At 71.4% G+C, this 26,981-nt stretch carries 20 protein-coding genes; 10 read left to right on the top strand and 10 right to left on the bottom strand.

What is annotated here, in order from left to right; translation table 11 throughout:
* Positions 1-74: 74 nt before the first annotated feature.
* From ACH4YP_RS17545 to ACH4YP_RS17535, 3 genes are all read left to right on the top strand, one after another.
* Positions 75-1,586, top strand: a complete 1,512-nt coding sequence (locus tag ACH4YP_RS17545; RefSeq protein ID WP_398491092.1) for an alpha/beta hydrolase — start codon at positions 75-77, stop codon at positions 1,584-1,586.
* 180 nt (positions 1,587-1,766) lie between these two features.
* A complete protein-coding gene (locus ACH4YP_RS17540) occupies positions 1,767-3,710 on the top strand; it encodes a DUF4328 domain-containing protein (protein ID WP_398491091.1) in 1,944 nt (647 codons plus the stop codon).
* A 1-nt stretch (position 3,711) separates the two neighbouring features.
* The gene (locus ACH4YP_RS17535) at positions 3,712-5,988 is read left to right on the top strand and encodes a PQQ-binding-like beta-propeller repeat protein (RefSeq protein ID WP_398491090.1); all 2,277 of its coding nucleotides are present in this window, start codon (positions 3,712-3,714) and stop codon (positions 5,986-5,988) included.
* A gap of 94 nt (positions 5,989-6,082) precedes the next feature.
* Here ACH4YP_RS17535 and ACH4YP_RS17530 read toward each other — a convergent pair whose 3' ends face one another.
* Complete coding sequence (locus ACH4YP_RS17530; RefSeq protein ID WP_398491089.1) at positions 6,083-7,654, bottom strand: CehA/McbA family metallohydrolase; 1,572 nt, start codon at positions 7,652-7,654, stop codon at positions 6,083-6,085.
* Between the two features lie 224 nt (positions 7,655-7,878).
* Between ACH4YP_RS17530 and ACH4YP_RS17525 the strand changes: the two genes are divergently transcribed.
* The 3 genes from ACH4YP_RS17525 to ACH4YP_RS17515 all read left to right on the top strand — a co-directional run bounded on the left by ACH4YP_RS17525 (position 7,879) and on the right by ACH4YP_RS17515 (position 12,119).
* Positions 7,879-8,724: an LLM class F420-dependent oxidoreductase gene (locus ACH4YP_RS17525; protein ID WP_361051041.1), complete on the top strand. Its 846-nt coding sequence runs from the start codon at positions 7,879-7,881 to the stop codon at positions 8,722-8,724.
* A 97-nt stretch (positions 8,725-8,821) separates the two neighbouring features.
* The gene (locus tag ACH4YP_RS17520; protein ID WP_361051044.1) at positions 8,822-11,407 is read left to right on the top strand and encodes a bifunctional FO biosynthesis protein CofGH; all 2,586 of its coding nucleotides are present in this window, start codon (positions 8,822-8,824) and stop codon (positions 11,405-11,407) included.
* 145 nt (positions 11,408-11,552) lie between these two features.
* Positions 11,553-12,119 (top strand): hypothetical protein, encoded by a 567-nt coding sequence (locus ACH4YP_RS17515; protein WP_398491088.1) that lies wholly within the window; start codon positions 11,553-11,555, stop codon positions 12,117-12,119.
* Between the two features lie 32 nt (positions 12,120-12,151).
* On the opposite strand, the gene ACH4YP_RS17510 is transcribed toward ACH4YP_RS17515, so the two are convergent.
* The 6 genes from ACH4YP_RS17510 to ACH4YP_RS17485 form a co-directional block, all read right to left on the bottom strand.
* Positions 12,152-12,658, bottom strand: coding sequence for a hypothetical protein (locus ACH4YP_RS17510; protein WP_361051050.1), 507 nt, complete (start codon positions 12,656-12,658; stop codon positions 12,152-12,154).
* Positions 12,642-13,133, bottom strand: a complete 492-nt coding sequence (locus ACH4YP_RS17505) for an RNA polymerase sigma factor (protein WP_361051053.1) — start codon at positions 13,131-13,133, stop codon at positions 12,642-12,644. The genes ACH4YP_RS17510 and ACH4YP_RS17505 overlap by 17 nt, the downstream gene beginning before the upstream one ends.
* Positions 13,134-13,296: 163 nt before the next feature.
* Positions 13,297-13,929 carry a class F sortase gene (locus ACH4YP_RS17500; RefSeq protein WP_361051056.1) on the bottom strand — a complete coding sequence of 211 codons (633 nt, stop codon included), beginning with the start codon at positions 13,927-13,929 and terminating at the stop codon, positions 13,297-13,299.
* Positions 13,926-14,324 carry a sortase-dependent protein gene (locus ACH4YP_RS17495; RefSeq protein WP_398491087.1) on the bottom strand — a complete coding sequence of 133 codons (399 nt, stop codon included), beginning with the start codon at positions 14,322-14,324 and terminating at the stop codon, positions 13,926-13,928. Before ACH4YP_RS17495 ends, ACH4YP_RS17500 begins: the two co-directional genes overlap by 4 nt.
* A 227-nt stretch (positions 14,325-14,551) precedes the next feature.
* Entirely contained in the window at positions 14,552-15,214 is a 663-nt protein-coding gene (locus ACH4YP_RS17490; protein ID WP_361051062.1) for a response regulator transcription factor, read from the bottom strand.
* Positions 15,215-15,392: 178 nt separating this feature from the next.
* Positions 15,393-17,177 (bottom strand): sensor histidine kinase, encoded by a 1,785-nt coding sequence (locus ACH4YP_RS17485; protein ID WP_398491392.1) that lies wholly within the window; start codon positions 17,175-17,177, stop codon positions 15,393-15,395.
* A gap of 243 nt (positions 17,178-17,420) precedes the next feature.
* Here ACH4YP_RS17485 and ACH4YP_RS17480 point away from each other — a divergent pair, with 243 nt between their 5' ends.
* Positions 17,421-18,020 carry a hypothetical protein gene (locus ACH4YP_RS17480; RefSeq protein WP_398491086.1) on the top strand — a complete coding sequence of 200 codons (600 nt, stop codon included), beginning with the start codon at positions 17,421-17,423 and terminating at the stop codon, positions 18,018-18,020.
* A gap of 68 nt (positions 18,021-18,088) precedes the next feature.
* Positions 18,089-18,541, top strand: a complete 453-nt coding sequence (locus ACH4YP_RS17475) for a VOC family protein (protein WP_398491390.1) — start codon at positions 18,089-18,091, stop codon at positions 18,539-18,541.
* On the opposite strand, the gene ACH4YP_RS17470 is transcribed toward ACH4YP_RS17475, so the two are convergent.
* Both ACH4YP_RS17470 and ACH4YP_RS17465 read right to left on the bottom strand, forming a co-directional pair.
* Positions 18,524-19,798, bottom strand: a complete 1,275-nt coding sequence (locus ACH4YP_RS17470) for a transposase (RefSeq protein WP_361051068.1) — start codon at positions 19,796-19,798, stop codon at positions 18,524-18,526. The genes ACH4YP_RS17475 and ACH4YP_RS17470 overlap by 18 nt on opposite strands.
* Before the next feature lie 496 nt (positions 19,799-20,294).
* Positions 20,295-21,380, bottom strand: a complete 1,086-nt coding sequence (locus ACH4YP_RS17465) for an IS630 family transposase (protein ID WP_361051071.1) — start codon at positions 21,378-21,380, stop codon at positions 20,295-20,297.
* 191 nt (positions 21,381-21,571) lie between these two features.
* On the opposite strand from ACH4YP_RS17465, the gene ACH4YP_RS17460 reads away from it, so the two are divergent.
* Positions 21,572-24,919, top strand: a complete 3,348-nt coding sequence (locus ACH4YP_RS17460) for a tetratricopeptide repeat protein (RefSeq protein ID WP_361051074.1) — start codon at positions 21,572-21,574, stop codon at positions 24,917-24,919.
* A 17-nt stretch (positions 24,920-24,936) separates the two neighbouring features.
* Here the strand turns inward: ACH4YP_RS17460 and ACH4YP_RS17455 are convergent, their stop codons facing one another.
* Complete coding sequence (locus tag ACH4YP_RS17455) at positions 24,937-25,818, bottom strand: LysR family transcriptional regulator (RefSeq protein WP_398491085.1); 882 nt, start codon at positions 25,816-25,818, stop codon at positions 24,937-24,939.
* Positions 25,819-26,086: 268 nt separating this feature from the next.
* Here ACH4YP_RS17455 and ACH4YP_RS17450 point away from each other — a divergent pair, with 268 nt between their 5' ends.
* Entirely contained in the window at positions 26,087-26,815 is a 729-nt protein-coding gene (locus tag ACH4YP_RS17450; protein WP_398491084.1) for a DUF6585 family protein, read from the top strand.
* Positions 26,816-26,981 lie beyond the last annotated feature (166 nt).

The following is a 26,981-nucleotide window of genomic DNA, read 5'->3' as shown; positions in this document are numbered from 1 at the left end:
GTTCGGGAAACCGCCGTGGGGAGAGGCCGGGTGGCCGCATGGGCAGGTCGGCGCGGATTCGCGAGGCTCTTCCCATGATGAACAAGAGCAAGCGAAACATCGCCCTGACCGCCGTCTCCGGCGTGGTGCTCGGGCTCACCCTGCCGCTCACCGCGACCGCTTCGACCGCCCCGACTGCCGTACGAACCAAGCCTCTTGACTGGGTGAAATGCGAGGGGAGCGGGTTCGGCCAGGGGCAGGAGTGCGCGACCGTCGACGTGCCCATGGACTACGCCGACCCCGGGGGCGAGGAGATCGGTATCGCCGTCTCCCGAATCCGGAGCGAGAAGCCGGCCGTACGCCGCGGGGTCTTACTGCTGATACCCGGCGGGCCCGGCGGCAGCAGTCTCGAAGAGCAGTCGGCGAAGGCACGGACACTGCCCCGGCAGGTGCGGGAGGCGTACGACCTGGTCGTGTTCGACCCTCGGGGCAACGGGCGTTCCGCGCCGGTGAGTTGTGGGTTCGAGCGGCGGGACCTGGCCGCGTCCGTGTTCCGGCCGTGGCCCGTCGGCCCGGACGGGTCCGTCGCCGGGAACATGACCGCCGCCCGGCGGATGGCCGGCGCCTGTGAGCGCAACGGCGGGGAGTTGCTGCGGCACATCGGTACCGTCGCCAACGCGCACGACGTCGACCGGATCCGGGCGGCGCTCGGCGAGCGGAAGCTGTCCGCCTGGGGCGTCTCCTACGGCTCCTATCTCGGCGCCGTCTACAGCCAGTTGTTCCCCCACCGCACCGACCGGTTCGTCCTGGACAGCAATCTGGACGCCAACGCGGACGCCCACGACGGCCAGGTCTCCCGTGGTTTGTGGGCCGGGTTCGAGCAGGGCGTCGAGGACGTCTTCCCCGAGTTCGCCAAGTGGGCCTCGGCGCCCGGGAATCCGTACCGGCTGGCCGACACGGCGGCCGAGGTGCGGCCGATGTTCCTGCGGCTCGCCGCACGCCTCGACCGTGAGCCGATCCCCTGGCCCGGCGCCAGTCCGGCCGAGCTGAACGGCAACGTGCTGCGGCAGAGCCTGCTCGACGCGTTCTACGACCCCGAGGGCTTCCCGGCGGCGGCCCGGCTGATCCTGGCCGCCCGGAAGGGCACCGTGCCGCCCGCGCCCGAGGCGCCCCCGGAGGCGCTGTTGCAGAACGGCCTGGCCGTCGCCTCCGCGACCTTCTGCAACGAGGGCAAGTGGCCCTCGTCGGCCGCCCGTTACCAGAAGGAGGTCGACGAGAGCCGCGCCAAGTACCCGCTGACCGCCGGGATGCCGAGGAACGCGACCCTCTGTGCCGCCTGGCCGTATCCGCCGAAGCAGGACCCGGTACGGATCACCGACCGCGGCCCCTCCACCGTCCTCATGGTCCAGAACGAGCGCGACCCCGCCGCCCCGCTCGCCGGTGCCCGCGAGCTCCGCGCCGCCCTCGGCAGGCGTGCCGTCATGGTGACCGTGAACGCCACCGGACACGACGCCTACCTCGGCAACGGCAACGCCTGCGGGGACGCGGCCGTCACCCGCTTCCTGGCGACGGGGGAACGGCCCGCCAGGGACACGTACTGCCGATAGGTGCGGAGTTGCCCTTGGGTACTGTCCATAAGTGCAGAACTGCCCCTGCATACAGGAGTACCGACAGGTACAGGACGGCCAATCGGTATATGGCCGTCGATAGACACAGGTCTCCCACACGCCGCTCGCACCCCTCCCCTATCCTCAGGCGAACGGGCCGCCGGGGGAGAGGGAGCACGCATGGATGGGTTGGACCCGGCTGATCCGGGCTGGATCGGTGGTTATCGACTGCTCGGCAGACTGGGTGAAGGCGGCATGGGCCGGGTGTACCTGGCCCGTTCCGAGCGCGGCCGTACGGTCGCGGTCAAGGTCGTCAAGGAGGAGCTGGCCCGCACGCCGGACTTCAGGCAGCGCTTCGCGCTGGAGGTGAAGGCCGCACAGCGGGTCGGCGGCGAGTGGACGGCACCCGTGCTCGACGCCGACACCGAGGCGCCGACGCCCTGGGTCGCCACCGGCTACGTCGCCGGGCCCTCGCTCGCCGAGGTGGTGGACAAGCAGTACGGGCCGCTGCCTCCGAAGTCCGTACGGGCGCTGGCGATCGGGCTCGTCCGCGCGCTCCAGGCCATCCACGGCGCGGGGCTCGTGCACCGCGACCTCAAGCCCACCAACGTGCTGGTGACGATCGACGGGCCCCGCGTCATCGACTTCGGCATCGCGCGCGCCCTCGACACGACCACCCAGCCCGGCGCCGGCCTCACCATGACGGGCGTTGTCGTGGGGTCGCCGGGCTTCATGTCGCCCGAGCAGGTGCGCGGGGAGCGGGTGACGTTCGCGAGTGACGTCTTCTGCCTCGGCGCCGTGCTGGCGTACACCGTGACGGGGCGGCTGCCCTTCGGCGCCGGCGAGGGCGGGATCCACTCGCTGCTCTTCCGCATCGCGTCGGGGGAGGCGGACATCGTGGGGATACCCGAGCCGTGGAACGGGCTGATATCGGCGTGCCTCGACAAGGACCCGGCCCAACGGCCCACGCTGGACATGCTGTTGACGTCCATCGACGGCATCGAGGGTGCGGAGGGCACGGGCGGCGCGTGGCTGCCGGGCGAGGTGCTGGCCGAGCTGGGCCGGCACGCCGTACGGCTCCTGAACAGCGAGGACCCGCAGAGCCACGCACTCGCCGGACAGGCGACGGGCCCCGGCCAGGGAGCCGCCGCCGCGCAGAGTCCGGCCCCGGTACAGGGCCTCGCGCAGAGTCCCGCACCCGCGGCCTGGCCCGCACCTGCCCCAGCCCCGGTGCAGGGCTTCGGTCCGCCCGTCGCGTTCGACCCGTCGAGGCCCCCGTGGCAGAGCAGCCCCCCGCCGGGCAGTCCCCAGCCGGGTAGCCTCCCGCAGGACGGCTTTCAGTCGGGTCGGTCGGGCGGCCTCCAACCTGACAGTCTCCCGCCGGACGGCTTCCCGCAGGGCGGGCCACAGGGCTTTCCGCAGGGCGGGCCGCAGGCGCAGCACCACTCCCTGCCCGACTCCCGTCGGCTGTCCAACTCCCGGCAGGTTTCCGCCCGTTCGGCAAAGGGGCTGGCGGCGGTGCTGTCCGTGCTGCTCGGCCTCTACACGCTGCCCCTGCTGCTCCGGGTCGTCGTCCTCCTGGTGGCCGACGTCCAGCTCGGCGCGGTGGACGCCGGGTCCGCCCCGAACGCCGCCACGGACTTCGAGGCCCTGAAACTGGCGTCGGTGGCGTCCGAGCTCCTCGACGCGCTGGTGGGCACGGCCGTCGTGATCGTGTGGCTGTTCTGGTTCCGGCGCATGCGCAACAACGCCGAGGCCTTCGAGCCGGGGCGCGTCCGTCACTCACGCGGGATGGCGGCCGGCTCCTGGTTCATTCCGTTCGTCAACCTCTACATGCCCAAGCAGATCGGCAACGACGTCTGGACGGTGACGACCGGCCGGCCGAAGGGCGCCGGGCGGTGGCGGCTGCACACCTGGTGGTGGTTCTGGCTCTTCTACGTCCTGGCGTACGCGAACGCCTCGACCAGCAGCTGGTACGACCAGGACTCCGCCCTCGACGCCACTCGCGTCATCCTCGACGTGCAGTTCACCAACCTTACCGGCGTACTGACGGTCGTCGTGGCCATCCTCTTCGTGAAGAGGCTGACGTCCCTCCAGCAGGCCCGCATCGCGGAAGGCGCCTAACATGCCGCCGCACGCCGGGGAGCCGGGGCCCATCGGGTCGATAGGCGGCTACGCGCTCGTCGACCGGCTGGGCAGCGGCGGCATGGGGGTCGTGTACCTGGGGCACTCCGCCTCGGGCCGGCAGGTCGCGGTCAAGGTCGTGCACGCGCAGTACGCGCTGGACGAGGAGTTCCGGGCCCGTTTCCGGCAGGAGATCGTGTCGGCCCGCCGGGTGAGCGGGGCGTTCACCGCCCCGGTGGTGGACGCCGACCCGGACGCCGAACTGCCCTGGATGGCGACGCTGTACGTGCCGGGCCTCACGCTGTCCCAGAAGGTGGACAAGGAAGGGCCGTTGGGCGGGCGGGAACTGCGCGCGCTCGCGCTGGGGCTCGTCGAGGCGCTGCGTGACATCCACCAGGCCGGTGTGGTGCACAGGGACCTGAAGCCGAGCAACGTCCTGATGGCCGGGGACGGCCCGCGCGTCATCGACTTCGGCATCTCGCGCGCCGCCGACAACCAGGCCCTCACCGTGACCGGGCGGCTGATCGGCACCCCGCCTTTCATGTCGCCGGAACAGTTCGTCTCGCCCCGGGACGTCACCGCGGCCTCCGACGTGTTCTCGCTGGGCTCGCTCCTGGTGTTCGCGGCCACGGGCAACGGCCCCTTCGACGCCGGCAGCCCGTATGTGACGGGCTACCAGGTGATGAACGAGCCGCCGTCCCTGGACGGCGTCCCGCAGCCGTTGCGGGGCATCGCCGAGCGCTGTCTGGACAAGGACCCGGCCGCCCGGCCTCAACTGGCCGAACTGCAGGCGTTGTTCGGATCCCTGCCGGACACGGCCGCCCCTGCCGGGCCGGGCGTGGCACACCTGCCGAGCGTGCCGGGGAACGGGGATGGCCCCCATGGACCTGCCGCCACGACGACTGCCGACACGACGACCGCCGACACGACCGCGACGGGCGCCGCCGCCGGCCGCGGGCGCCGGGTGCGTCGCCTGCTCGTGCTCGGCGCGGTACTGGCCGTCGCCGCGGCGGCCGTGCCGGTGTACCACCTGGTGTCGGGTCCGGACACCACCGAGGGCGGGCTCGGCGACCGTGCGTCAGGGGCCGGTACCTCCGCCTCGCCCGCGCTGCCCGCCGGCTGGCAGCCCTGGCGGACCGACCTCACCCGAGCGGTGAAGAACGAGTCCCTGGTCACCAACGTGGACAGCGTGGATTCCGGCTGTGTCTCCGGCGGAGCTTCCCTGTACTGCGCGGGGACGGGCTTCACGGTCGCCCGGATCGACGCCACCTCGGGCCGCGTGAAATGGCGGTTCGGCAGCAACTCGCAGGCCGCCGCGCGTCCTCTCGGAGTCCGGGACGGGCTCGTCTACACGCACGTCCAGCCGAACGAGGACTCGGTGTACTCGACCCAGGAGCTGGTCGGCGTCGACACCGACAGCGGGAAGCGTGTCTGGACCCGCACGATCGACGCCGGCCACCCCGCTGTCCTGTTCGACGGCGGCATCCTGGCGATGTCGGGCGAGGGCGCGGAGTTCGTCGCCCTCGACCCGAAGACGGGCAAGAACCTGTGGCGCACCCCGGCGAAGTCGTCGGCGGGCACCGCCTGCGCCCCGACGGTCCTGGGCGGTGCCCCCTACGGGATCTGCGTGAACGAGGACGACCCCTTCAAGGGCGACGCAGGCTTCCTGAGCCTCGCCCCGGCCGACGGCACGGCGCGGGAACTCGCCGAGCTGCCCCTGCTCGCGGAGCCGCTCGGCGCGGTCGGCGGGCAGCCGCTGTTCGCCCTCCGGCAGAGCGAGGAGTCCCAGTCGGACAACGGCCGGGACGAGCCGTACAGCGCGCTGCTGCAGGTGAACCCGAAGAACGGCGACGTCATCCGCATCCCCCTCAAGGGCACCCCGCGCGGCCTGCCCGGCCTCGTCGGCACCGCCGTGTACTTCGTCCGCCCCGACGGAACCGTCACCGCGACGGGGGCCGACGACGGCGCCCGGCTGTGGCAGAAGGACACACAGGTCGAGAACCTGTCGGCGCCGGTCCTGTCCACGAAGTACGACGACCTCTACTTCGCCAACCGCTACGGCCGCCTGCTCGCCCTCGACCGCAGGACCGGCGCCGTCCAGTGGACCACCGACAAGCTGACCGACCCGGGCACCTCGGCGGAGAACCGAATCCCGAGCACGCTACTGGTGAAGGACGCGCTGGTGGCCGTGGCAGGCGACACGGCCTTCTCCGTGAGCCCGGACCAACCGTCGCAGCCGGTCGCGCACCTCGCCCCTTCCCGGGGCGCGGGGCGTTGACATACGCGGCTTCGCCGCGGGGCGCGACCGGCCACAGTGCACCGCACCCGACGCACCACCCCGCCGACGCCCCACACCAACGGCCGAGCGCAGCTCACCCACGCCCGAGGAAGATCGGATTCGTAAACGCGGCCAACGCCCCGGGCAACGGCCCGGCCGCAGCCTCATGCCGCACCTCCGCCCGCACGTACGCCGCGTACTGCGCGGTCGTACGCCACTCCACCCTCCCGGCCCCGGACACCGGCAGCACCGCGCTCGTGTGGAGCACACCCTGGTCCGTGACGAAGCGGACCGTGCAGCGCGGCACGCCCGAGGCCTCCAGGATGACGGTGACCGGGTCGTCGCGGTCGACCTTCAACCGGCCGCCGATTCCCGCGTGTTCGCCCTTGGGGCCGGTCGCGGAGAACGACAGCGACACCTTCCGCGACTCCGCGACGTACGAGCGGCCCGCGCGGATGCCCTCCTGGATCGCCTCGCGGGTCAGGTCGTCGGCGAGGACGACGGTCTGCGGGGTGCCGACCGGGTCGGGGTCGCGGTGGGCGTCGCTGTTGCCCATGGCCGGAATCCAGTCCCGGCCGCTCCGCCCCTCACGCACGGAGGCGACCAGCATGCTGTCCCAGTCGGCCAGCGACACCTCGTCGTCGGGGCCGAACGGGCCGTTCCACACCTCGACCGCGTCCGCCTCGCCGAAGCCGAACTTCCAGTTGCAGCCGACGCAGGTTGCGTGCGGATGGGCGGGCACGACCAGGCCGCCGGCCTCGCGGATCCGGCGCGCGTACTTGCCGAAGCGGTTGTCGCGCGCCCGGTAGCGCCAGTCGACGAAGGTCCCCGGGTCCGTGCCGAGCGCGACGACGTGACCGTTCCTCGTCGTCACCTCCTCGCCCAGCATGATCAGCAGGTCGTCACCCGCCTCCGGGGCCCAATGGGCGTGCGAGGAGTGCGTGTTGTGGTCGGAGGTGTTGATGAAGTCGAGGCCCGCCGCCCGCGCGAGGGCCGCGATCTCGGCCGGGGTGCGGCGGCCGTCGGAGTACCAGGAGTGCAGATGGCAGTCGCCCCGGTACCAGGCACGCCCGCGGCCCCTGGCCCGCGACGGCGGGTACACCGGCTTCACGACCTTGCCCGGCTCGCCGTACGTCAGCGTGATGGTGATCTCGTACGGGAGTCCCTGCGGGGCCACGGTGTACGGGCCCAGCGCGATGTGCCAGGTGCCCTCCTCGACCGGGCCCGGGATGTAGCCCGGCGTCGCGTCGTCGGCGCGGATGAAGAACTCCGTGCGCGCTCCGCCCGACCAGCCGCGGAAGCCCTTGCCGCCCAGCTCGGTGCCGCGCTGGTCGAAGACGCCGATGTCGAGCGCGTTGCCCGCGGTGCCCACCGGAACGGCGGGCTTCTCGTAGGTGTACGCGACCTTGATCTCCCGTACGCCGTCCGGGACTTCGACGGGCAGGTAGACGAAGTCCGGCGAACCGGTGGGCAGGGTGCCGCGGACCGTCCGGGTCTCGGACGCGTCGGCCGCGTCGGCGGCCTCGCTGGGAAAGCTCACGCTTCCCAACGTAAGCGCGGCGGCGGCTCCCGTCACGAACAGCGCGCGTCTGCCCATGCCGTGGTCACCGATCTGGGCACCGCTGCGGTCTCCGCTCTGGTCTCCGCTGTGGTCGTCCTCGCACATGTCTGCTGCTCCCGGGTCTCGTGAGTGACTGAGTGGCATGTCGCGGTTGAGGTGCTGCGGGGGTGCTACGACAACCCTGGTATTCAGCCGTGAACTGTGGTGCAAGGGAAGGGGATCGGCAGTTTTCGGGTGTGCAGCACTCATAAGAAGCAATCGTGCGAAGCAGGTGCAATGCCGACTGGTCGGTATGGACAGTTCGGGCTCGTGCCGGTAGAGAAGGTGCCATGCGCATCTCCGTGACGATCTTCCTCACCGACGAGACGATCACCCCCACGCTGCTCGCCCGTGAGCTGGAGCGGCGCGGCTTCGCCGGGCTCTATCTGCCCGAGCACACGCACATACCCGTGGAGCGCGTCAGCCCGTACCCGGCGGGCGGTGAGCTGCCGCCCGAGTACGGCCGGACCCTCGACCCCTTCGTCGCGCTCGGCCAGGCGGCGGCGGTCACCGATTCGCTCGCGCTCGGCACCGGGATCACCCTCGTCGCCCAGCACGACCCGATCGGCCTCGCCAAGCAGATCGCGACCCTCGACCACCTCTCCGGCGGCCGTTTCACCCTCGGCCTCGGTTTCGGCTGGAACGTCGAGGAGGCCGCAGACCACGGCGTCGACTGGCGCACGCGGCGGGAGCTGGTCCGGGACCGGATGGCCCTGATGCGGGCCCTGTGGTCCGCCGAACCGACCGGCTACGAGGGCGAGTTCGGCTCCGTGAAGCCCAGCCACGCCCACCCCAAGCCCGTACAGCAGCCGCGCGGGCCCGTCGTCGGGCCGCGCACGCTCGTCGGGGGAGCGGCCGGGCCGAAGCTCTTCGCGCACATCAGTGAGTACGCGGACGGCTGGATGCCGATCGGTGGCCGCGGGCTGACGGAGTCCGTCCCCGTGCTGCGGGCCGCCTGGGCCGAGGCCGGCCGCGACCCCGAGGCCCTCCAGCTCGTGCCGTACGCCGTGCTGCCCACCCCCGGCAAGCTCACGCACTACGCGGACCTCGGCGTCGAGGAGGTCGTCCTCCAGCTGCCGCCGGCCGGGGAGGGGGACGTACTGCGCGTTCTGGACGAATACGCCAAGTACCTGTAGCGGGCCGCCGGTGTGTCACTGGTGCGCCGCCGGGGTGCCGCTGGTGACGTGGCCCATCTCTCGTAGGGCCTGATCAATGCGATCGTATGCTCGAAGGATGACGACTTCCGCGACCTCCGGAACCGGGCCCACCGCGAACGCCATGCGTCGCGCCCTCAAACGCGCCCGCGACGGCGTCGCCCTCGACGTCACCGAGGCCGCCGTCCTCCTCCAGGCACGCGGCGCCGACCTGGACGACCTGACCGCGTCCGCCGCCCGGGTGCGTGACGCGGGCCTGGAGGCGGCGGGCCGCCCCGGCGTCATCACGTACTCGAAGAGCGTCTTCATCCCGCTCACCCGGCTGTGCCGGGACAAGTGCCACTACTGCACGTTCGTCACCGTGCCCGGCAAGCTCCGCCGTGCCGGGCACGGGATGTTCATGTCTCCGGACGAGGTCCTCGACATCGCCCGCAAGGGTGCCGAACTGGGCTGCAAGGAAGCCCTGATCACCCTCGGCGACAAGCCCGAGGACCGCTGGCCCGAGGCCCGCGAGTGGCTCGACGCGCACGGCTACGACGACACGATCGCGTACGTACGGGCCATCTCGATCCGCATCCTGGAGGAGACGGGCCTGCTGCCCCACCTCAACCCGGGTGTCATGTCGTGGACCGACTTCCAGCGGCTCAAGCCCGTCGCGCCGAGCATGGGCATGATGCTGGAGACGACGGCGACACGGCTGTGGAGCGAGCCGGGCGGCCCGCACCACGGCTCGCCCGACAAGGAGCCGGCCGTCCGCCTGCGCGTCCTGGAGGACGCGGGCCGCTCGTCGGTCCCCTTCACCAGCGGTGTGCTGATCGGCATCGGCGAGACGTACGAGGAGCGCGCGGAGTCGCTGTTCGCGCTGCGGAAGGTCTCGCGGGCGTACCACGGCGTCCAGGAGCTGATCATCCAGAACTTCCGCGCCAAGCCGGACACGGCGATGCGCGGCATGCCGGACGCCGAGCTCGACGAACTGGTCGCGACGGTCGCCGTGGCCCGGCACATCATGGGCCCCTCCGCCTGCCTCCAGGCACCGCCGAACCTCGTGGACTCCGAGTACGGGCGGCTGATCGGCGCCGGGATCGACGACTGGGGCGGGGTCTCGCCGCTCACCATCGACCACGTCAACCCCGAGCGCCCCTGGCCGCAGATCGACCTGCTGCGCGAGCAGTCGGCGGAGGCCGGCTTCGAACTGCGCGAACGGCTGTGTGTGTACCCGGAGTTCGTGCAGCGCGGCGAGCCGTGGCTGGACCCGCGGCTGCTCCCGCACGTACGGGCGCTCGCCGACCCGGAGACAGGGCTGGCTGTGGCCGACGCGGTCGTGGAGGGCCATCCCTGGCAGGAGCCCGAGGAGGCGTTCACCTCGTCGGGCCGTACGGATCTGCACGCGTCGATCGACACGGAGGGGCGCACGTCCGACCGGCGCGAGGACTACGACCACGTGTACGGCGACTGGGACGCGCTTCGGGAGGCCGCGGCGCCCGGGATGGTGCCGTCGCGGATCGACACGGACGTACGGGCGGCGCTGGCGACGGCCGCCGACGACCCGACCCGCCTCACCGACGACGAGGCGCTGGCGCTGCTGCACGCGGACGGACCGGCGCTGGACGCGCTCTGCCGGATCGCCGACGACGTCCGCAAGGCGGCGGTCGGCGACGACGTCACGTACATCGTCACGCGGAACATCAACTTCACCAACGTCTGCTACACCGGCTGCCGTTTCTGCGCCTTCGCCCAGCGCCGCACGGACGCCGACGCGTACACCCTGTCGCTCGACCAGGTCGCCGACCGTGCCGAGCAGGCGTGGGACCTGGGGGCCGTCGAGGTCTGCATGCAGGGCGGCATCCACCCGGACCTGCCGGGGACGGCCTACTTCGACATCGCGAAGGCGGTCAAGGAGCGGGTGCCCGGGATGCACGTCCACGCCTTCTCGCCGATGGAGGTCGTGAACGGCGCGACCCGTACGGGTATGTCGATCCGCGAGTGGCTGACGGCGGCCAAGGAGGCGGGCCTCGACTCGATTCCCGGTACGGCCGCGGAGATCCTCGACGACGAGGTCCGCTGGGTCCTCACCAAGGGCAAACTGCCCACGGCGACCTGGATCGAGGTGATCACCACCGCGCACGAGCTGGGCATCCGCTCCTCCTCCACGATGATGTACGGGCATGTGGACCAGCCCCGCCACTGGCTCGGCCACTTCCGTACGCTCTCCCGGATCCAGCAACAGACCGGCGGTTTCACGGAGTTCGTGACGCTGCCCTTCATCCACACGAACGCGCCGGTGTACCTGGCGGGGATCGCCCGCCCGGGCCCGACGACGCGGGACAACCGCGCGGTGATGGCGATGGCGCGGCTCCTGCTCCACCCCCACATCCCCAACATCCAGACCAGCTGGGTGAAGCTGGGCACGGAGGGCGCGGCGGAGATGCTCCGCTCGGGCGCCAACGACCTCGGCGGGACGCTGATGGAGGAGACCATCTCCCGGATGGCGGGCTCCTCCTACGGCTCGTACAAGTCCGTCAAGGAACTGATCGCCGTGGCGGATGCCGCGGGACGGCCGTCCCGGCCCCGCACCACGCTGTACGGCGAGGTGCCCGAGGAGCGGCAGCGGGCGGCGGCGGCCTCGGACGGACACCTGCCGGAGCTGCTGCCCGTGCTGGAGTGACGGACGCGGGTGCGTGGGTTCCCGCGTTCCCGGGTGTGCGGGAGCGGGGCCCGGGGCGGTGGGCCAGGATCGGCCGAGGGCCCCGTCGGAGTAGGATGATCCGACCCTCCGACGGGGTGAATCAGAGCTGAGGAGATGCGTACGCGTGCCTGCCCGACGGCTTCCCTCGTGGGTCTGGGTCTCCGGTCTGACCGCGGCTGCTCTGGTGGCGGTGACGTTCCTGGCGGTCAAGGCCGACAAGGGCCCGCAGCCCACGGCCTCGGTGTCACCGAAGCCCTCCGCCTCGGCGACCGCCAAGCCCTCCACCGGCCCCGACGAGACCAAGCCGGTCGTGGTGCCGGACGGCTCCGGCACCGGACGGCGCATCGTCTACTCCCTCGACCAGCGCCGCGTATGGCTCGTCGACGCGAGCGACGCGTCCCGGCGCAGCTTCACGGTGTGGCCGGGGACGGTGAACCCGGCGCCCGGCTCGTACACGGTCAGCACCCGGCGTGAGGCCAGCACGGGCAGCGACGGCGTGAAGATCGAGAACATTGTCTTCTTCACCGTCAGCTCCGGCACCAACATCGCCTTCTCGAACGCCTTGGACGGCGCTTCCCCGCCACCGCCCGCGTCCGGCGTACCGACCGGCGGGATCCGGATGCGCGCCGCCGACGGCGACGCGGTCTGGAAATTCGGCACGGCGGGCACGAAGGTCGCGGTCGTCGACTAGGAACCGGCCTGGGCCTGGGGCCCGAGCCCGGCCTACGGCTGGGTGTTGGGCTCGGTCGCGGTGTCGGTCTGGTCCGGAGCCGTCGACGGCTGGTCCGACGGCTCGACGGACGGCTGGGCCGGTGTCGCCGACGTCCCGCGGCTGGGGTCGGCCGGCTCGCTCGGGGCGGTGGAGCCGTCCGGGGCGGGGGAGCTGGCGCTCGGTTTCGGGGCGCGGGTGCCGGTGCTGGGGTCGCCGGACGACGGCGACAGGGTCGGCGGGGGCGAGGAACTGCTCGCGGGCGGCGGGGCCATCGGCACCGACGGGGAAGCGGGAGCGTCGGACGCGGCCAGGCGGAACGGCAGCGCGATGAGGGCGGCGGCGACGCAGGACAGACCCACCCCGGCCGCGGCGCGGAGCACCCGGCGGCGGGAGGCGTCGCGGCGGATCGCCTCGTAGCCGCCCGGGGGCGGGGCGAGATAGCCGGAGGCCGGCCGCAGGATGACGGCGAGGGGGTCGTCGGGCTCCAGGTCCGGACCGTCCTCAGAGGGTGTGATCAACGCTTCTCCTCAGGTGGGCGCGGAGCATTTCTCGGGCGGCGTGGAGGTCGGACTTGATGGTTCCTTCCTTGCGCCCGGTCAGCACGGACACCTCCCGGATCGGCATGTCGGCGTAGTAGTGCAGCAGGATCGGCACGCGCAGTCGTTCCGGCAGAGCCTGCACGAGCAGGCGCACCGACGGGTCGGCCTGTTCGTTCTGCGGCCGGACGGCGACCTCGTCGCTGACACGGCGTACGGCTCTGCGCTCACGCTCCAGTTTGCGCCAGTGGTCCCGGACGAGGTTGGCGGCGGTGACGTAGAGGAAACCGCGGGGCTCGGCCACCTTCGTCCAGCGGGCCCAGAGCCGGGTGAAGGCCTCCGAGGCGATCTCGTGGGCCGTCTCGTCGTCGTCGACCAGGCGGCGGCACCAGCCGGCCAGGCGCGGGTAGAGGGCGGCGAACAGCTCGGACGCTGCCGTCTCGCGGGACCGTTTCAACGCTCTCCATGGTCGTGATGGACCCGTAGGAAGGATCCCGGGCCGTCGGCGTACCGTACGTCGACGTACGGTGCCTCGGCCCAGGATCCTGGAGCTACGGGTTACGGGCCACGTGGTCCGGGCCACGTGTTCCGGTTCCGGACTACTCGCTGAGGAGTACGGATTACTGCTTGTCGGCGCTCAGTTCGGCGAAGACGATCACGCTGTCGCGGTACCCGTCACCGGTGCGGGGGCCCCCGCAGGTGATGAGACGCAGTTCGGGACTGCCCACGTTCCCGTAGACCTCTTTCGTCGGGAACTCCGCCTGGGCGACCGTCCGTACGTCGGTGACCGTGAACTCCGCCTCCGTGCCGTTCTCCAGCCGTGCCACGATCCGGTCGTCGCGGCGCAGCCGCGAGAGGTGATGGAAGACCCCGTCGCCGTAGGAGCCGACCGTGACATGGCCGAGGATCACCGAGGGGCCGACCTGGCCGGGTGTGGGCGAGTGCTCGTACCAGCCCGCCTTGTCGTCCGCCGCGATCGGGGGCACCTCCACGGTGCCGTCCGAGGCCAGCCCCAGCCGCATGACCGGGGTGTCGACCTGGATGGACGGGACCCGCAACCTGACCGGAACCGAACGTCCCAGGGCCTTCGCCGCCTTCGTGGGGGATTGCGAGGGCGGCGACGAGCTCCCGGTCGGTGTGGTTCCGGCCCGGTCGTCCGTGGCGCTCTCGCCGTCGCAGCTCACGAGCAGCGAGGCCGCCGCGGCGGTGACGAACGCGCGCCGGGAGAGCGCGCGCCTGGACGGCAGGGTCATTCCCCGGTCGCCCGCCGACGACGTACGACGAAGAACGCCGCCCCGCCGAGGGCGAACGCCGCGGCGGTGCCCCCGGCGATCATCCCGCTGTCGGATCCGGACTTCGTCGACGTCGACACCTCACCGGTGTCGGGCGCTCCGCTCGGTACGACGGAGACCTCGTTGGCCGGCGTCTGGCTCGGCTCGGCGGTGGCCGCCGGGGTCGACTCGGCGGGCCCGCTCGGAGCGAGCGTCGGGTCGGTCTCGGCGGGCTTGCTCGGCGCAGGCGTCGCCGTCGAGGCGGGGGTCTGGCTCGGCGCCACGGTCGGCGTCGACGCGTCGGCGAACGCGGGCACCGTGCTCGCCAGTACGGCGGTGCAGGCAAGTGCTATGGCGCTGAGGACAGTTCGGCGCATGAATCGCTCTCTTTCGTCGGCCCGCCCGCCCGGTGATCCGGCGGACTGGGGTACGGAATCGAGCGGAGAGACGAGACAGCGGCGCACCGGGTTGTAAAGAGCTGGCAAAGTCATCGGATGCGTCGCCCCGTCGCTCGGCGGAGGTCGGCGTACCGGATTCTCGTGGTCATGCCACTGCTGACGAGACGGCGCACGAGAACGTGAGCCGCGTCGCGGGACCGGTCGGGTCAGACGTCGCCCGCGTGCAGGCCGGCGTCGCGGGCGAGGAGGGCCGCCTGGACCCGGTTGTCGCAGTCGAGCTTGGTCAGGATGCGGCTCACGTACGTCTTCACGGTGGCCTCGCTCATGTGCAGCCGCCTGCCCGCGTCCGCGTTGGACAGGCCCTCTCCGAGCAGCGCGAGCACGTCCCGCTCCCGTGCGGTCAGCCCGTCCAGGCGGTGCCGGGCCTCCTCCGCGCGGGCGGTGGCCCCGGGGGAGGAGAGGGCGTCCGCCACGTGCCGGGTGGCCGCCGGTGAGAGATAGGCGTTACCGGCCGCGGCCGCCCGCACCGCGTGGATCAGCTCGTCGGGCGCGGAGTCCTTGAGCAGGAAGCCCGCGCCGCCGTGGCCGAGCGCGCGCAGTACGTTGTCGCGCTCGCCGAAGGTCGTGAGGATCAGCACCCGTACGTTCGGCGCGGCCCGGCGCAGTTCGGCCAGGGCCGTCAGCCCGTCCATCACCGGCATCTGGATGTCCAGCAGGGCCACGTCGACGGCGGTGCCCCGGGCGTTCTCCACCGCCTCGCGGCCGTCACCCGCCTCGGCGACCACGTCGATGTCGTCGGCCGAGGTCAGGATCATTCTGATGCCGGCCCGGATGAGCGGCTCGTCGTCGGCGACGAGGACCCGGATCACACGGCCTCCTGCGCGGTGTCGGTCGGGAGCGGATGGCATGGCCTCGCCATCATGCCCTGATCCGGGCGGGTGCGTCGCGGAGACGGTGTGCGGGGGCGCGGGCGCAGACGCGGGCCGGGTCGTTTCGCGGCTTTGCGGTCGACTCCCGGTCTTCCGGCCTACTTCTCGTTCCTCCGGGTCAGCTCTCGTCCTTGAAGGTCCGCTTCTCGACCAGCTCTCCGTCGCGGAAGCAGAACCGGAAGACGGTCGTGGTGTCGTCGGGGTCGTCGGAGGCGAAGTGGCGGCAGTCCGCGCCCTTGGGCATCTTCGGGCCCTGGTCCGCCCAGGCCGAGGTCAGTACCGAGTCCTCGTCGGGCAGCTTGTCCTGCACGGCGGACTCGGGGTCGCCGACCTTCGCCGACTCGTACACCCTCGGCGGGATCGTGGCCTTGTTCATCTCGTCCATCAGCGCGCTCACCCCCCAGATTCCCAGGGCGACAACGCCCACGACGAGGACGACGGCGGTGACGGCGCAGCCGATGGCCACGTTCTTCTTCCTGCTCATGGTGGCGGCGAACTCCCCTTGCGGATCGGACCGGTTGATGACCGCTCCACTGTGTTCCGCGGCGCCGGCGCCCGGCTGCCCCACAAAGTCGTTGTACGGACCGACGGAGGTCGCGCCGTAGGGCAGCATGCCCGCGATACGGAAGCCGCCGTCCGGGGTGGGCCCGGTGTGCACCATGCCGCCGATGAGCCGGGCCCGCTCCTGCAGCCCCCTCAGCCCCTGGCCCCCGCTGATCGCCGCCGGGACGTCTGGTGCCCCGGCGGGCGCAGGCCCGTTGGCGACCTCCACCACCAGGCTGTCCGGTTCGTAGCGCAGGGCGAGGGCGATGGGGGCGCCCGGGGCGTGCTTGTGGGCGTTGGTCAGGCCCTCCTGGGCTATGCGGTACGCCGTGTGGCCGGCCGCGGGCGCCAGCGGCCGGACGGCGCCGGACCGGAGCAGTTCCACGGTCGTGCCCGCGGCCCGGGACGACTCGACCAGGCCGTCGATGGAGGCGACCGCGCGGGAGCCCGGACGCCCGCCGTCCGCGTCGGCGGGCTCGGTGTGCTCGACAGGCGCGGGCTCGGGGGGCTCGATGCGCGCGGGCTCGGGGGTGTGCACGTCGGGCCAGTTCCGTTCGTCGTCCCGTTCGTTGTCCCGTTCCTCGTGGAGGATGCCGACGGCCTCGCGCAGCTCGCCCATCGCGGTCACGGAGGCGTCCCGCAGGATCCGTACCCCTTCCCGTTGGCGGTCGGTCAGGTCCGGATCGACTTGCAGGGCGCCCGCGTGCACGGCGATCAGGGCGAGTTGGTGGCCGAGGCTGTCGTGCATGTCCCGGGCTATGCGGCCCCGCTCCAGCAGACGTGCCTGTCGGGCCACCATGGCCTGCTCGCGCACGAGTTGGACGTTGTTCCGCTGCAGTGCGTCCAGCAGGGAGTGGCGCTGCGCCCGGTAGCGGGAGGCCAGCCCCGGCACGATCGAGAGAGTCAGGAACACCGCCGCGCTCAGCGCGCCCGTGAAGGCAAGCGGCAGGTCGGAACCCGCGCCGAGCTCGCTGCGGAACGACAGCGCGGTATGCAGTACGAACGCGGCGGCGAAAGCGGCGACCACCCGCCAGGGCTTGGTGATGCGGCTGCCCGCCGACCAGCTCGCGTAGAGCAGCAGCGGTGCCGCGCCGGCCAGATCCCCGGCCGCGGCGGCCGAGACGACCAGCACCGTCGCGGGCAGTGCGCGCCGGATCAGTGACAGCAGGGCGACGCCCGCGACGACGACGAAGGTCCGTACGCCGAACCCGGCCCCCGCGGCGTCGATCAGCCCGGCGAGCCCGGCGAGCACAACGGTGAGTACGGTCTCCCCGGCGATCCGCCCCCGACTCCAGGGCGACGCGGCGGAAAGCCCGCGTCGGAGCGGCCATGAGATGCGGGCGGTCTTCGCCTGGTCCAGTTCCACGGCCCGACGATAGGCAGTGCCGGGGAGCGCCCGCATCATCCCTGCGTCGCGCCGCCGAACGACGAAAGTGAACGAACACGGGACGACTCCGGCCGGGGCGGGCGCTGTTGGGGGCGTCGGCGCCGTAGCCGAAGGTCGCTGCGGACCGCGACCTTCGAGGACTGATCCGGACCGGCCGTCGCGGCGACGATGGTTCGGCAGGAAGCAGCGCAGGGGAACGAAAACGGGAGACGTCACGTGGACAAGGCACAGCTGCAGGCGCACGAGCGGTTCAACGTCCGGCAGAAGATGACCGTCATGGCCAACCGGTATGTCGTGACCGTGGCCCGTCCGGACGGCTCCGAGGGCGAGGTCGTCGCCTACGCCGAGCAGAAACGGACCGCGATCAAGGAAGAAATGACCGTCTACTCCGACGAGTCCAAGAAGAGTGTCCTGCTCACCTTCAAGGCCCGTCAGCTCCTCGACGTCGGCGCCACCTACGACGTACGGGACGAGTCGGGCAACCCCATCGGCACCTTCCGCAAGGAGTTCGCCGCCTCCCTGCTGCGCTCGACCTGGAGCCTGGACCAACCGGGCACGACACAACTCACGGGACGCGAGCGCAGCGGGTTCGTGGCCGTACTGCGCCGAGTCTGGGAGTTCCTGCCGCTCGTCGACTTCCTGCCGTTCGCATGGCCGTACCACTTCGACTTCACCGAGGGCGACAAGCGGGCGATGTCGGTCGACAAGAAGTTCGGCCTACGCGACCGCTACGTACTCGACATGGCGAACCCCGACCTCGACCGCCGCCTGGCCATCGCCCAGGCGGTGGCCCTGGACGCCCTCCAGTCACGCTGAGCGGCCGGCGTACTCGGCTGTGTTCTACCGGAAGCCGCCGATCGGCCCGGCTCGATAGCATGCGGCGTATGGGGATCAAACTTGAGAACGTCGGTATCGCGGTTCGTGACCTCGAAGAGACGATCTCGTTTTTCACCGATCTCGGACTCACGGTCGTCGGCCGTGACACGGTCAGTGGTGAGTGGACCGAGACCGCCGTCGGCCTTGACGGCAATCACGCCAAGATCGCGATGCTCCAGACGCCGGACGGTCAGGGCCGCCTTGAGCTCTTCGAGTACATCCACCCCGAAGCGATCGAGTCGGAGCCCACGCGTCCCAACGAGATCGGCATGCACCGCGTCGCCTTCTCGGTCGACGACATCGACAAAGCCCTTGAGGTGGCCGCAAAGCACGGATGCCATCCGCTTCGCGGGGTGGCGACCTATGAGGACGTCTACAAGCTCACGTACCTCCGCGGCCCCAGCGGCATCCTTGTGATGCTCGCCGAGGAGCTGAAGAAGAAGTCAACTACTCGGCCGTGAACGACCGAGCTTGTGGGCTCGGTCGAGACGGCTTTGCTTATGCTCCCGACTGCCCCCTACGACGGGACGGTCACGGGTCACATCTACCTGTCCGGGCTGTGCCGGGACGGGATCGGGCATGTTGACGAAGGCCCACGCCGAGCGTGCGCGCTGGCGCACGTTGACCCCGGCGACGTGGTCGGCGGGCCCAGCGAGGCCGCACCGACGACAGGAGAAGTGGTCCCGAGTGGGCCGGTTGGCCTTCTCGGTGTGGCCGCAGCGCGGGCAGCGCTGCGAGGTGTAGGCCGGGTCCACCTCGATGTACGGAACCCCGGCGCGCTTCGCCTTGTAGGCGATGAACGCGCCGAGTTGGTGGAACGGCCACGATGACTGTCGTGCTCGCTGATCGCGTCGAACCGTGACCCGCTCGCGGATACCCCTCAGCTCTTCGAGGGCGATACCGCGTTCGGTGCGTTGGGCGACAGCAACGACAGTCTTGGAGATCTTGTGGTTGATGTGGGTGGCGTGCCGCGCCTCACGGCGGGCCCGCTTTTTCAGCAACTGCTTGGCGGAACGGGTCTGTTTTGCTTGGAGTTCGGCCTTCTTTCGGGCCTGCCAGCGCCGGTAGCGGTCCAGCCGACGGCCGGAGTGGTTGTCGCCGTCGGATGTGGTGGCGAGGTTGCTGATGCCCCGGTCCACTCCGATCCAGTCCTTCGGTGCGAACACGTCGGGCTCGGGGAGGTCGATGGTGGCGGTCAGCAGCCACTTGCCGTCTGTGAACGTCAGGTCGGACTCGCCCTTGCGGTGCTCGGTGAGCTGCTTGAGCGCGTTCGCCGAGCAGGCGAACCGGACAGTCTTGACCCGCCCGTCCAGGGTCCAGATGCTGACGGTTTGCGCGTCGTAGCTCCACGACAGGCAACGATCGTCATACGTGTGGCCTGCATGGGGGCGGAACACGATCGGCTTGGACTCCGCCTTACGGCGACGCTTGGAGCCCGGCGTGCCAAGGTTCCCGGCGCGGATGTTCGCACGCAACGTCGCATACGCGTCGGCCACCCGCTTGATGATGTGCTGCGCGGCCTGCGCACCAAAGCCACCGGCCTTCAACTCCCCGTAACACAGGCCCCGCAACTCCTTCACGGAGCCCTTCAACCCGAAGCGTTCGAAGGCGGTCGCCGAGACCCGGTTCGCCGCCTTGTTGATCGTGGGCAGGGTGCGCTCAAGCGCGGACGCCTGCACGGCATCCGGCACAAGTCTCACCCGCACGACCAGCTTCATGACCGGGACGCTACCGGTCCGGGAGTCGTCACAGGGATGTTCGCCCATCGAGCACCCGAACCACCGACCACTGGGACACCCGTTCCCGTTAGGTGTTCGACCCGTTGCGCCCATGCAGGCCTTCACTGCCTTCGGCCTCTTGGGGCCGTGCGGCGCTCCGCGCCGAGAGCAACTGCTCCGGCTCCGCCACAGAGGCCACCGGGACGCTCCGCGTCGCAGTCCCGAGATGCGATTCCTCCCGGGCGTGAACGCCCGGGGTTCCTCGCAAGAATCAGCTGAACTGACGGCCGACGGGTCGAGACGGCCCAATCGGCCCGCCTGGCGCTTTCACGAGGCGGGCCGATCAGGGCATGCCGCGTTCCCACTACCTGCCTACTTGCCGAAATACGCGTTACACCGCAAGCGCCTTGAGGTGCCGCCCGCCGCCGCGCCCTGGACGGTGACCGGCACCACTGCCTCCAAGGTTCATCGCGCGTACCCCTCCGCCTGCCAACTCCTAGTGAGCTGGTCCGGAGATGCGTGAGCAGTAGCGGCAGATGCGGTCGATGATCTGGTCGGCGGTCTTGGTCCATTTGAACGGCTTGGCGTTGCTGTTCCAGATCTTGATCCAGTCCTCGAGTGCGGTCTTCAGGTCGTCGAGGGAGCAGAACACGCCGCGTTCCAGGCAACGCCGTTCCAGCTCGGCGAACCACCGCTCGACCTGGTTGATCCACGATGAGTAGGTCGGGGTGAAGTGCAGGTGGAAGCGCGGGTGTTCCAGCAGCCACCGGTGCACCACGGGTGCTTTGTGAGCGGCGAGGTTGTCGCAGATCACGTGGACCGTCAGGCCGGGCCCGGTCTGACGGTCGATCTCGTCCAGGAAGTCCCGGAAGTCCACTGCCCGGTGCTGCGCGGACAGCGTCCCGATCACCTTGCCCGTGGTGGTGTTCAGCGCGGCGAACAGGTCCACCGTGCCGTGCCGGACATAGTCGAAGCTGCGCCGCTCGGGTGTCCCGGGCACCATGGGCAGCACCGGCGCCGTCCGTTCCAGGGCCTGGATCTGCGGCTTCTCGTCCACCGCGAACACCGCCGCATTCGCCGGCGGGGCCAGGTAGAGGCCGACCACATCCCGGATCTTGTCGATCAGCAGCGGGTCGGGGGAGATCTTGAAGACCTCGGTCCGCCAGGGCTGCAGCCCAAAGGCCCGCCAGATGCGGTGCACGCTGGTCGGGGAGATCCCCACCTGCCGGGCCATCTCCCGCTTCGACCAGTGCGTGGCGCCCTGCGGGACCTCTTCCAGGGTGCGCACCACCACCTCCTCCACCTGGGCGTCGGTGATGGTGCGCGGCACCCCGGGTCGCGGCTCGTCGCTCAGCCCGTCCGGCCCGGCCCGCAGATACCTCGCCCGCCACTTGGCCACCGTGCCCCGGTTGACGCCCAGTCGCGCGGCGACCGCAATGTTGCTGCCGCCATCCGCGCACGCCAGCACGATGCGTGCCCGCAGGGCCAGGCCCTGCGCCGTGGTCCGGCGCGTGGCCCAGCCGTGCAACGTCCGCCGCCCGGCATCGGATAACACCAGCGGCTCAAGCCTGTTGTCGCCCATCCCCACAGCAGACCGCCAACCACCAGCCGGGGCCACCACCAACGCCATGATCTGAAACAGCACACGACTCACGTGGCGACGGAGCAACTCAAGACCAGCTCACTAGGTCATCTCCGGCACCCTGAGCCAGACTGGGACCCGCACCGAAGCGGGACCGAAAGCGGGACCGAAAGCGGCGAGGAGGCGGACGGGTGGCGCAGGCAGGGCCGTCGAGGCAGGAGCTGATCCAGCAGGGGAACCGCGCCGGATTTGTCGGCCGGGACACCGAACGGGCCGCGTTCCTGCGGAACTTCGACCTCCGGCCCGGCGACGCCGGACAACGCTTCCGCTTCCATGTGCACGGCACCGCGGGCGTCGGAAAGACCTTCCTGGTACAGGAGTTGCGGCACCTGGCACGCGAACGCGGGGCGCTCACCGCGTACGTGGACGAGCACGCCGGAAGCGTCCCGGAGGCGCTGTCGGAGATCTGCGACCAGTTCGCTTACCAGGGGCGGCGGTTGAAGGACCTGGAGCGGCGGCTGACCGCGTACCAGGAGCGGCGGCACGAGGCGGCGGCGGCGGCCCTCGCCGCGCTGGCCGGCGGCCCCGCACCCGAGCCGGAGGCGGCGTCGGCCGGCAGCAGGGCCGCGGTGGGGCTGGGCCTCGCCGCAGTGGAGGCCGGCCTGCCGGGCGGCGGCCTCCTCACGAGCGCCCTCCCGGCGGACCGGCTCGCGCTGGGCGCCGACCGCCTGCGGGCCGGCCTCGGCGCCCGCTTCCGCAACCCCGACGACATCGAACTCGTGACGGCGCCCGAGAAGGTACTCACGCCGATCCTGCTCCGCGAACTGCGCGCCGCCGCCTCCACCGCCGAGTGGATCGTCCTGTTCCTCGACACGTACGAGCGGACAGGGCCGTATCTCGACCCGTGGCTGCACGAGATGGTCACGCGCGGCACGGCGGACGGCGGGCTGCCCGCGACCGTCGTCGTGGTCACCGCCGGACAGCGCCCGCTGGACCCCGCCCGCTGGAGCGGCCTGGACTCGGTGGCGGACGTGCCGCTCACGCCGTTCACCGAGACCGAGTCGCGCCGGCTGCTCGCCGGGAAGGGGGTCGTCGCCGAGCCGGTCGTCGAGGAGGTGCTGCGCCTCACGGGCGGCCTGCCCGTCCTCGTGTCGACGCTCGCCAACAAGCGCCCCGGCGACCCGGACGCCGTGCGAGACCCGAGCGCCGGCGCCGTGGAACTGTTCCTGAAGTCGGAACCGGCCGTCCGCCGCAAGGTCGCCGGGATCTGCGCCCTGCCCCGGTGGCTCGACGCCGACGTCTTCCGGGTCCTGGTCACCGACCGCCCGGACGACGAACTGGACGTGCTGTACGAGTGGTTGACCGGGCTGCCGTTCGTCGGCGAGCGCGGGGAGCGGGTGCAGTACCACGACGTCGTACGGGCGCCGATGCTCAGGATGGAACGCCGTAGGTCCCGGCGTGAGTGGGCCGGGCGGCACCGGCGGTTGGCGGAGGCGTTCGCCGAGTGGCGGGCCGACGTCGGGGCCGGCCGGAAGCCCGAGGACCTGTGGGAGGACGAGGAGTGGCGCGGGCTGCGCCTGGAGGAGACGTACCACCTGCTCTGCGCCCGGCCGCCCGCCGCGCTCGGTGAGGCGCTGCGGTCGCTGGTCGAGACGTGCCGTGAGGACGCGGTCGTCGGCCGTCGCTGGGCGCGGATGCTGGCGGAAGCGGGCGACGCGACGGACAACGCGGCCCTCAGGGAGTGGGGCCGGGAGCTGGGCGAGGCGCTCGCGGACGACGAGAGCGGGGTGGCGGGAGCGATGGCCCTGCTCCTGGCCCGGCCGGGGCTGGACACCGGCGGCCGGGCGGCGGCGCACACCCTGCGGGGCCGGGAACTGCGCCACGGCGGGGAGCACGTGCGGGCCCTGGAGGAGTACGCCCGGGCGCTCGAACTCGATCCGGAGCTGGCCTGGGCCCACTACGGCCGCGGCTTCACCCTCCGGCTGATGGACGACCTCCCGGCCGCGCTGGCCGCCTTCGACCGGGCGGACGAACTGGCCCCCGACACCGGGTGGATCATCTCCGAGCGAGCGGAGACCTATCGGCTCGCGGCCCGTTTCGAGGAGGCCGTCACCGATTTCGACCGTGCCGTCGCCCTCGACCCGACCAATGACGACGTCCTGACCGGGCGAGCCGTGTGCCGGCATGCTCTCGGGCGGTACGACGAGGCGCTCGCCGACTTCAACCGCGCGCTGAGCATCGACGGGGAGTACGTGTGGGCGCTGGTGCGCAGGGCCCGGCTGCGCCGCACCAGAGGGGAGCTTGACGAGGCGTTCGCCGATTTCGACCGCGCTGTCGAGCTGGCGCCCGACGAGGCCTGGGTCGCGTCGGAGCGGGGTGACGCCTACCGGCGTGCCGCCCGCCACGAGGAAGCCGTCACCGAACTCGGCCGGGCCGTCTCCCTCGAACCGGACTACGCCTCGGCCCTGGCCGGCCGTGGCCAGGCCCTCCACGAACTGGGCCGCTACGAGGAGGCGTTGGCCGATCTGGACCGTGCGGTCGAGCTGGAGCCCGACTACTCCTGGGCGTTGGTGATGCGGGCCCACACGAAGCACGAACTGGGCGACCGGGAAGGCAAGTTCGAGGACCTGCGGCGAGCCGTGGACACGGATTCCCACGTCGACTGGACCAGTCACGAACTGGGCGCGGAGTACCGCGACGCGGGCCTGTACGAGGAGGCGGTCACCGTCTTCCGCCGCATCCTGGAACGCAGCCCGGACGACCACGTCACTCTGGCCGGCCTGGGCGGGACCTACCGCGTCATGAAGGACCACCAGGAGGCCCTCCGCCACCTGGACCGTGCCCTGGAGCTGGACCCGGACTACGGATGGGCCCACGCCTCACGCGCCCGGGTCGGCCTGGCGACCGGGCGGAGCGAGCGGGCGCTGGCCGACCTGGACCGGTGCGTCGAACTGGGGACGGAGGAGGACTGGGCACGCCGCACGGCCGTCGAGCTGCTGATGCTGTGCGACCGCTGGGACGAGGCGACGGCTCGCCTGGCGGCGGGCGCGGACCGGGCGCCGACGCCCGACGACGACCTGGACGACCTGCGCGTCGAGGCGCACCGGCACGCGGGGCGGTGGCCGGAGGCCCGACAGCTGGCCGAGCGGATGCGGGAGTCGGAGCCGATCCCCGGCACCTTCCAACTGGCCGTGACCGTCAGCGGATCCGAGGGCCTGCCGGCCGCCGAACCGCTCTGGCGGGAGCTGGCCCGGACCATCCAGGAGGGCGGTGGCCTGGACGAGTCGGAGCGCGCGCAGGGCCGGTGCTTCGTCGGCTGCGCCCTCGCCGACTGGCCCGCCGCCGACCGTGGCCTGGCCGAGTTCCTGGCCATGAACCCCGACTGGGACGACCTCGCCAACCTCGCCGCCATCCTCACCGACGTACTGGAGAGCCCCGGCTCCGACCACGACCGCCTCACCGCCCGGCTGACGGAGGTCACGACGGCCCGCGACGCGATCCGAGCCCGCCACGCGGACCGGACCGCGCCGCCGGCGTGAGCGGAGCGGCCGGTGAGCTACCTCTGGCCGTGCAGCAGGTCCCGCAGTCTCAGGGCCGCCGGGAGTGGGGCGGCGGGCAGCGCCAGGTGGACCGTCCGTCGCAGGGCGGGGTCGTCCAGGCGGCACAGCACGAGTTCGGCCGGGACCGCCCAGGCGGCCAGTGAGGGGACGAGCGCCACTCCCAGCCCGGCGGCCGCGTACCCGAACTTGCCGGTCCACTCCGCGATCCTGATGATCTTCCTGGGGGTGAAGCCGGCCCGGGCACAGGCGTCGGCGAGCATCGTGGGACGGTCGCCGTACGTGTCCTGGATCCAGGCCTCCTCGCGCAGATCGCGCAGGTCGATCGATCCGGATCCCGCCAGAGGATGGTCGCGGCGGAGGGCGACACACAGTTCGTCCTCCAGCAGTACGGCCGTGGTGACGCCGTCGGCCGACGGCAGACCGGACGGGTAGTCGCTGACCACGGCGAGGTCCAGGGCCCCCTCCGCGAGGCGCCGCACCAGGGTGTCGCTCCGGCCCTCGACCGCGATGACCTCGACGTCCGCACTGGTGCGCCTGAACTCCCGCAGGGCCCTGGGCATCAACGAGATGTTCGCCGTCGCGAAGGCTCCCACGCGCAGCATCCCGCCGTTGCCCGAGTGGATCACGGTCAGCTCCTGCTCCGCCCGCGACAGCCGGTCCAGCACGTCCTCGGCGTGCCGGTGCAGCGCCCGGCCGACGGGATTCAGCCGTACGCCCCGGGGGAGCCGTTCGAACAGCGGCCCGCCCGCCTGCTGCTCCAGTGCGGCGATCCGCCGGGACACCGCGGACTGCGTGTAGTTGAGCCTGGCCGCGGCCGCGGTGAACGACCCGGTGTCGGCCACGGTCACGAGCAGCCGCAGTGCCTCGGTCTCGAACACGTTTCCTCCAGCGCGATCTTTGGGCACATGCCTTCAGTGATCTCTCCCCGACGTATGCGTTCAGTGCGCTGTCCCGGACACATGCGTTCAGTGCATGGCTTCCATACGATCCAGTCGCTGGTGGGATGCCGTGCCGCCCCATAACGTCTCATGACATCGCCGGTCCGGCACGCCGACGGCCCGGCAGATGACCGGAGTTCGGGGCGCAATAGCCCCGGACACCGGCAGGTTCCCCGATCTCCGTCCCTTCCAAGTGAGGCAGCGGCCCATGACCACACCGACCGTCCGCTCTCCCGGGGCCGCCCAACTGGCCGCCCGACATGAACTCGGCAGACTGGAGGGCGAGTTCGGCCCCAAGCGGCTCGGGAAACTGCTCTTCGTCCTCTACCTCAACATGATCGTCACGTTCGCGGCGTTCTTCCTGATTCCCGGTCTGCTCTGCTACTGGTGGATGCGCCGCTTCCCGAACTTCAGCAGGAAGCAGGCCGCCAAGCGCCTCTACCTGTTCGAACACGGGATGATCGTGCAACCGCGGTTCGGCGACGGCATGACGGCCTTCCGCTGGGACTCCGTGAAGATCTACCAGGACATCACCCAGTTGATCGTCAACGGTGTCCCGACCCCGGCCAAGTACGTCTACTCCGTGGTCGCCCCGCACTCCGGCGGCGCGGAGATCACGGAGTTCTACGAGAGCCCCGAGAGCTGGGGCCCCTGGATGCAGGAGGCGGTTCTCCGTGCACAGGGGCAGGCGGTCCTGGAAGCGGTTCTGGAGGGCGGGAAGACCGACTTCGGCGCCCTGTCGGTCTCCCGTACGGGTGTGTCCTCCACCGGCAACGGCCGTCTTCCCTGGTCCGAGGTCCAGGGGATCGAGGTCGGCGGAGGCAGCGTCCGGATCCTGAAGTCCGGCACGGCCGGCCCCTGGTGCACCGTCCCGGTCAGCGGCGTGGCGAACCTCCACGTCTTCCTGGCCGTCGCAGGCAGGCTCCACCGGCCGTAGACGTCGCCCCTCCCGCGAACCGCCCTCCCGCGAGGCGCCTAGATGATCAATTCCAAGGGGTCCGTGGCTAGCTAGTGCTGTGGCCGCGTTGGTTCGCCGGGTCGGCGGTCGTGGCGGTTGGATGTGCGGTGACGTCCGATCCGATCGCTGGAGGAGCGGTGGCCGA

It is taken from the genome of Streptomyces sp. NPDC020747 (assembly GCF_044334695.1).
Lineage (GTDB): Bacteria > Actinomycetota > Actinomycetes > Streptomycetales > Streptomycetaceae > Streptomyces.
This window is presented reverse-complemented; position numbering and strand designations above follow the sequence as displayed.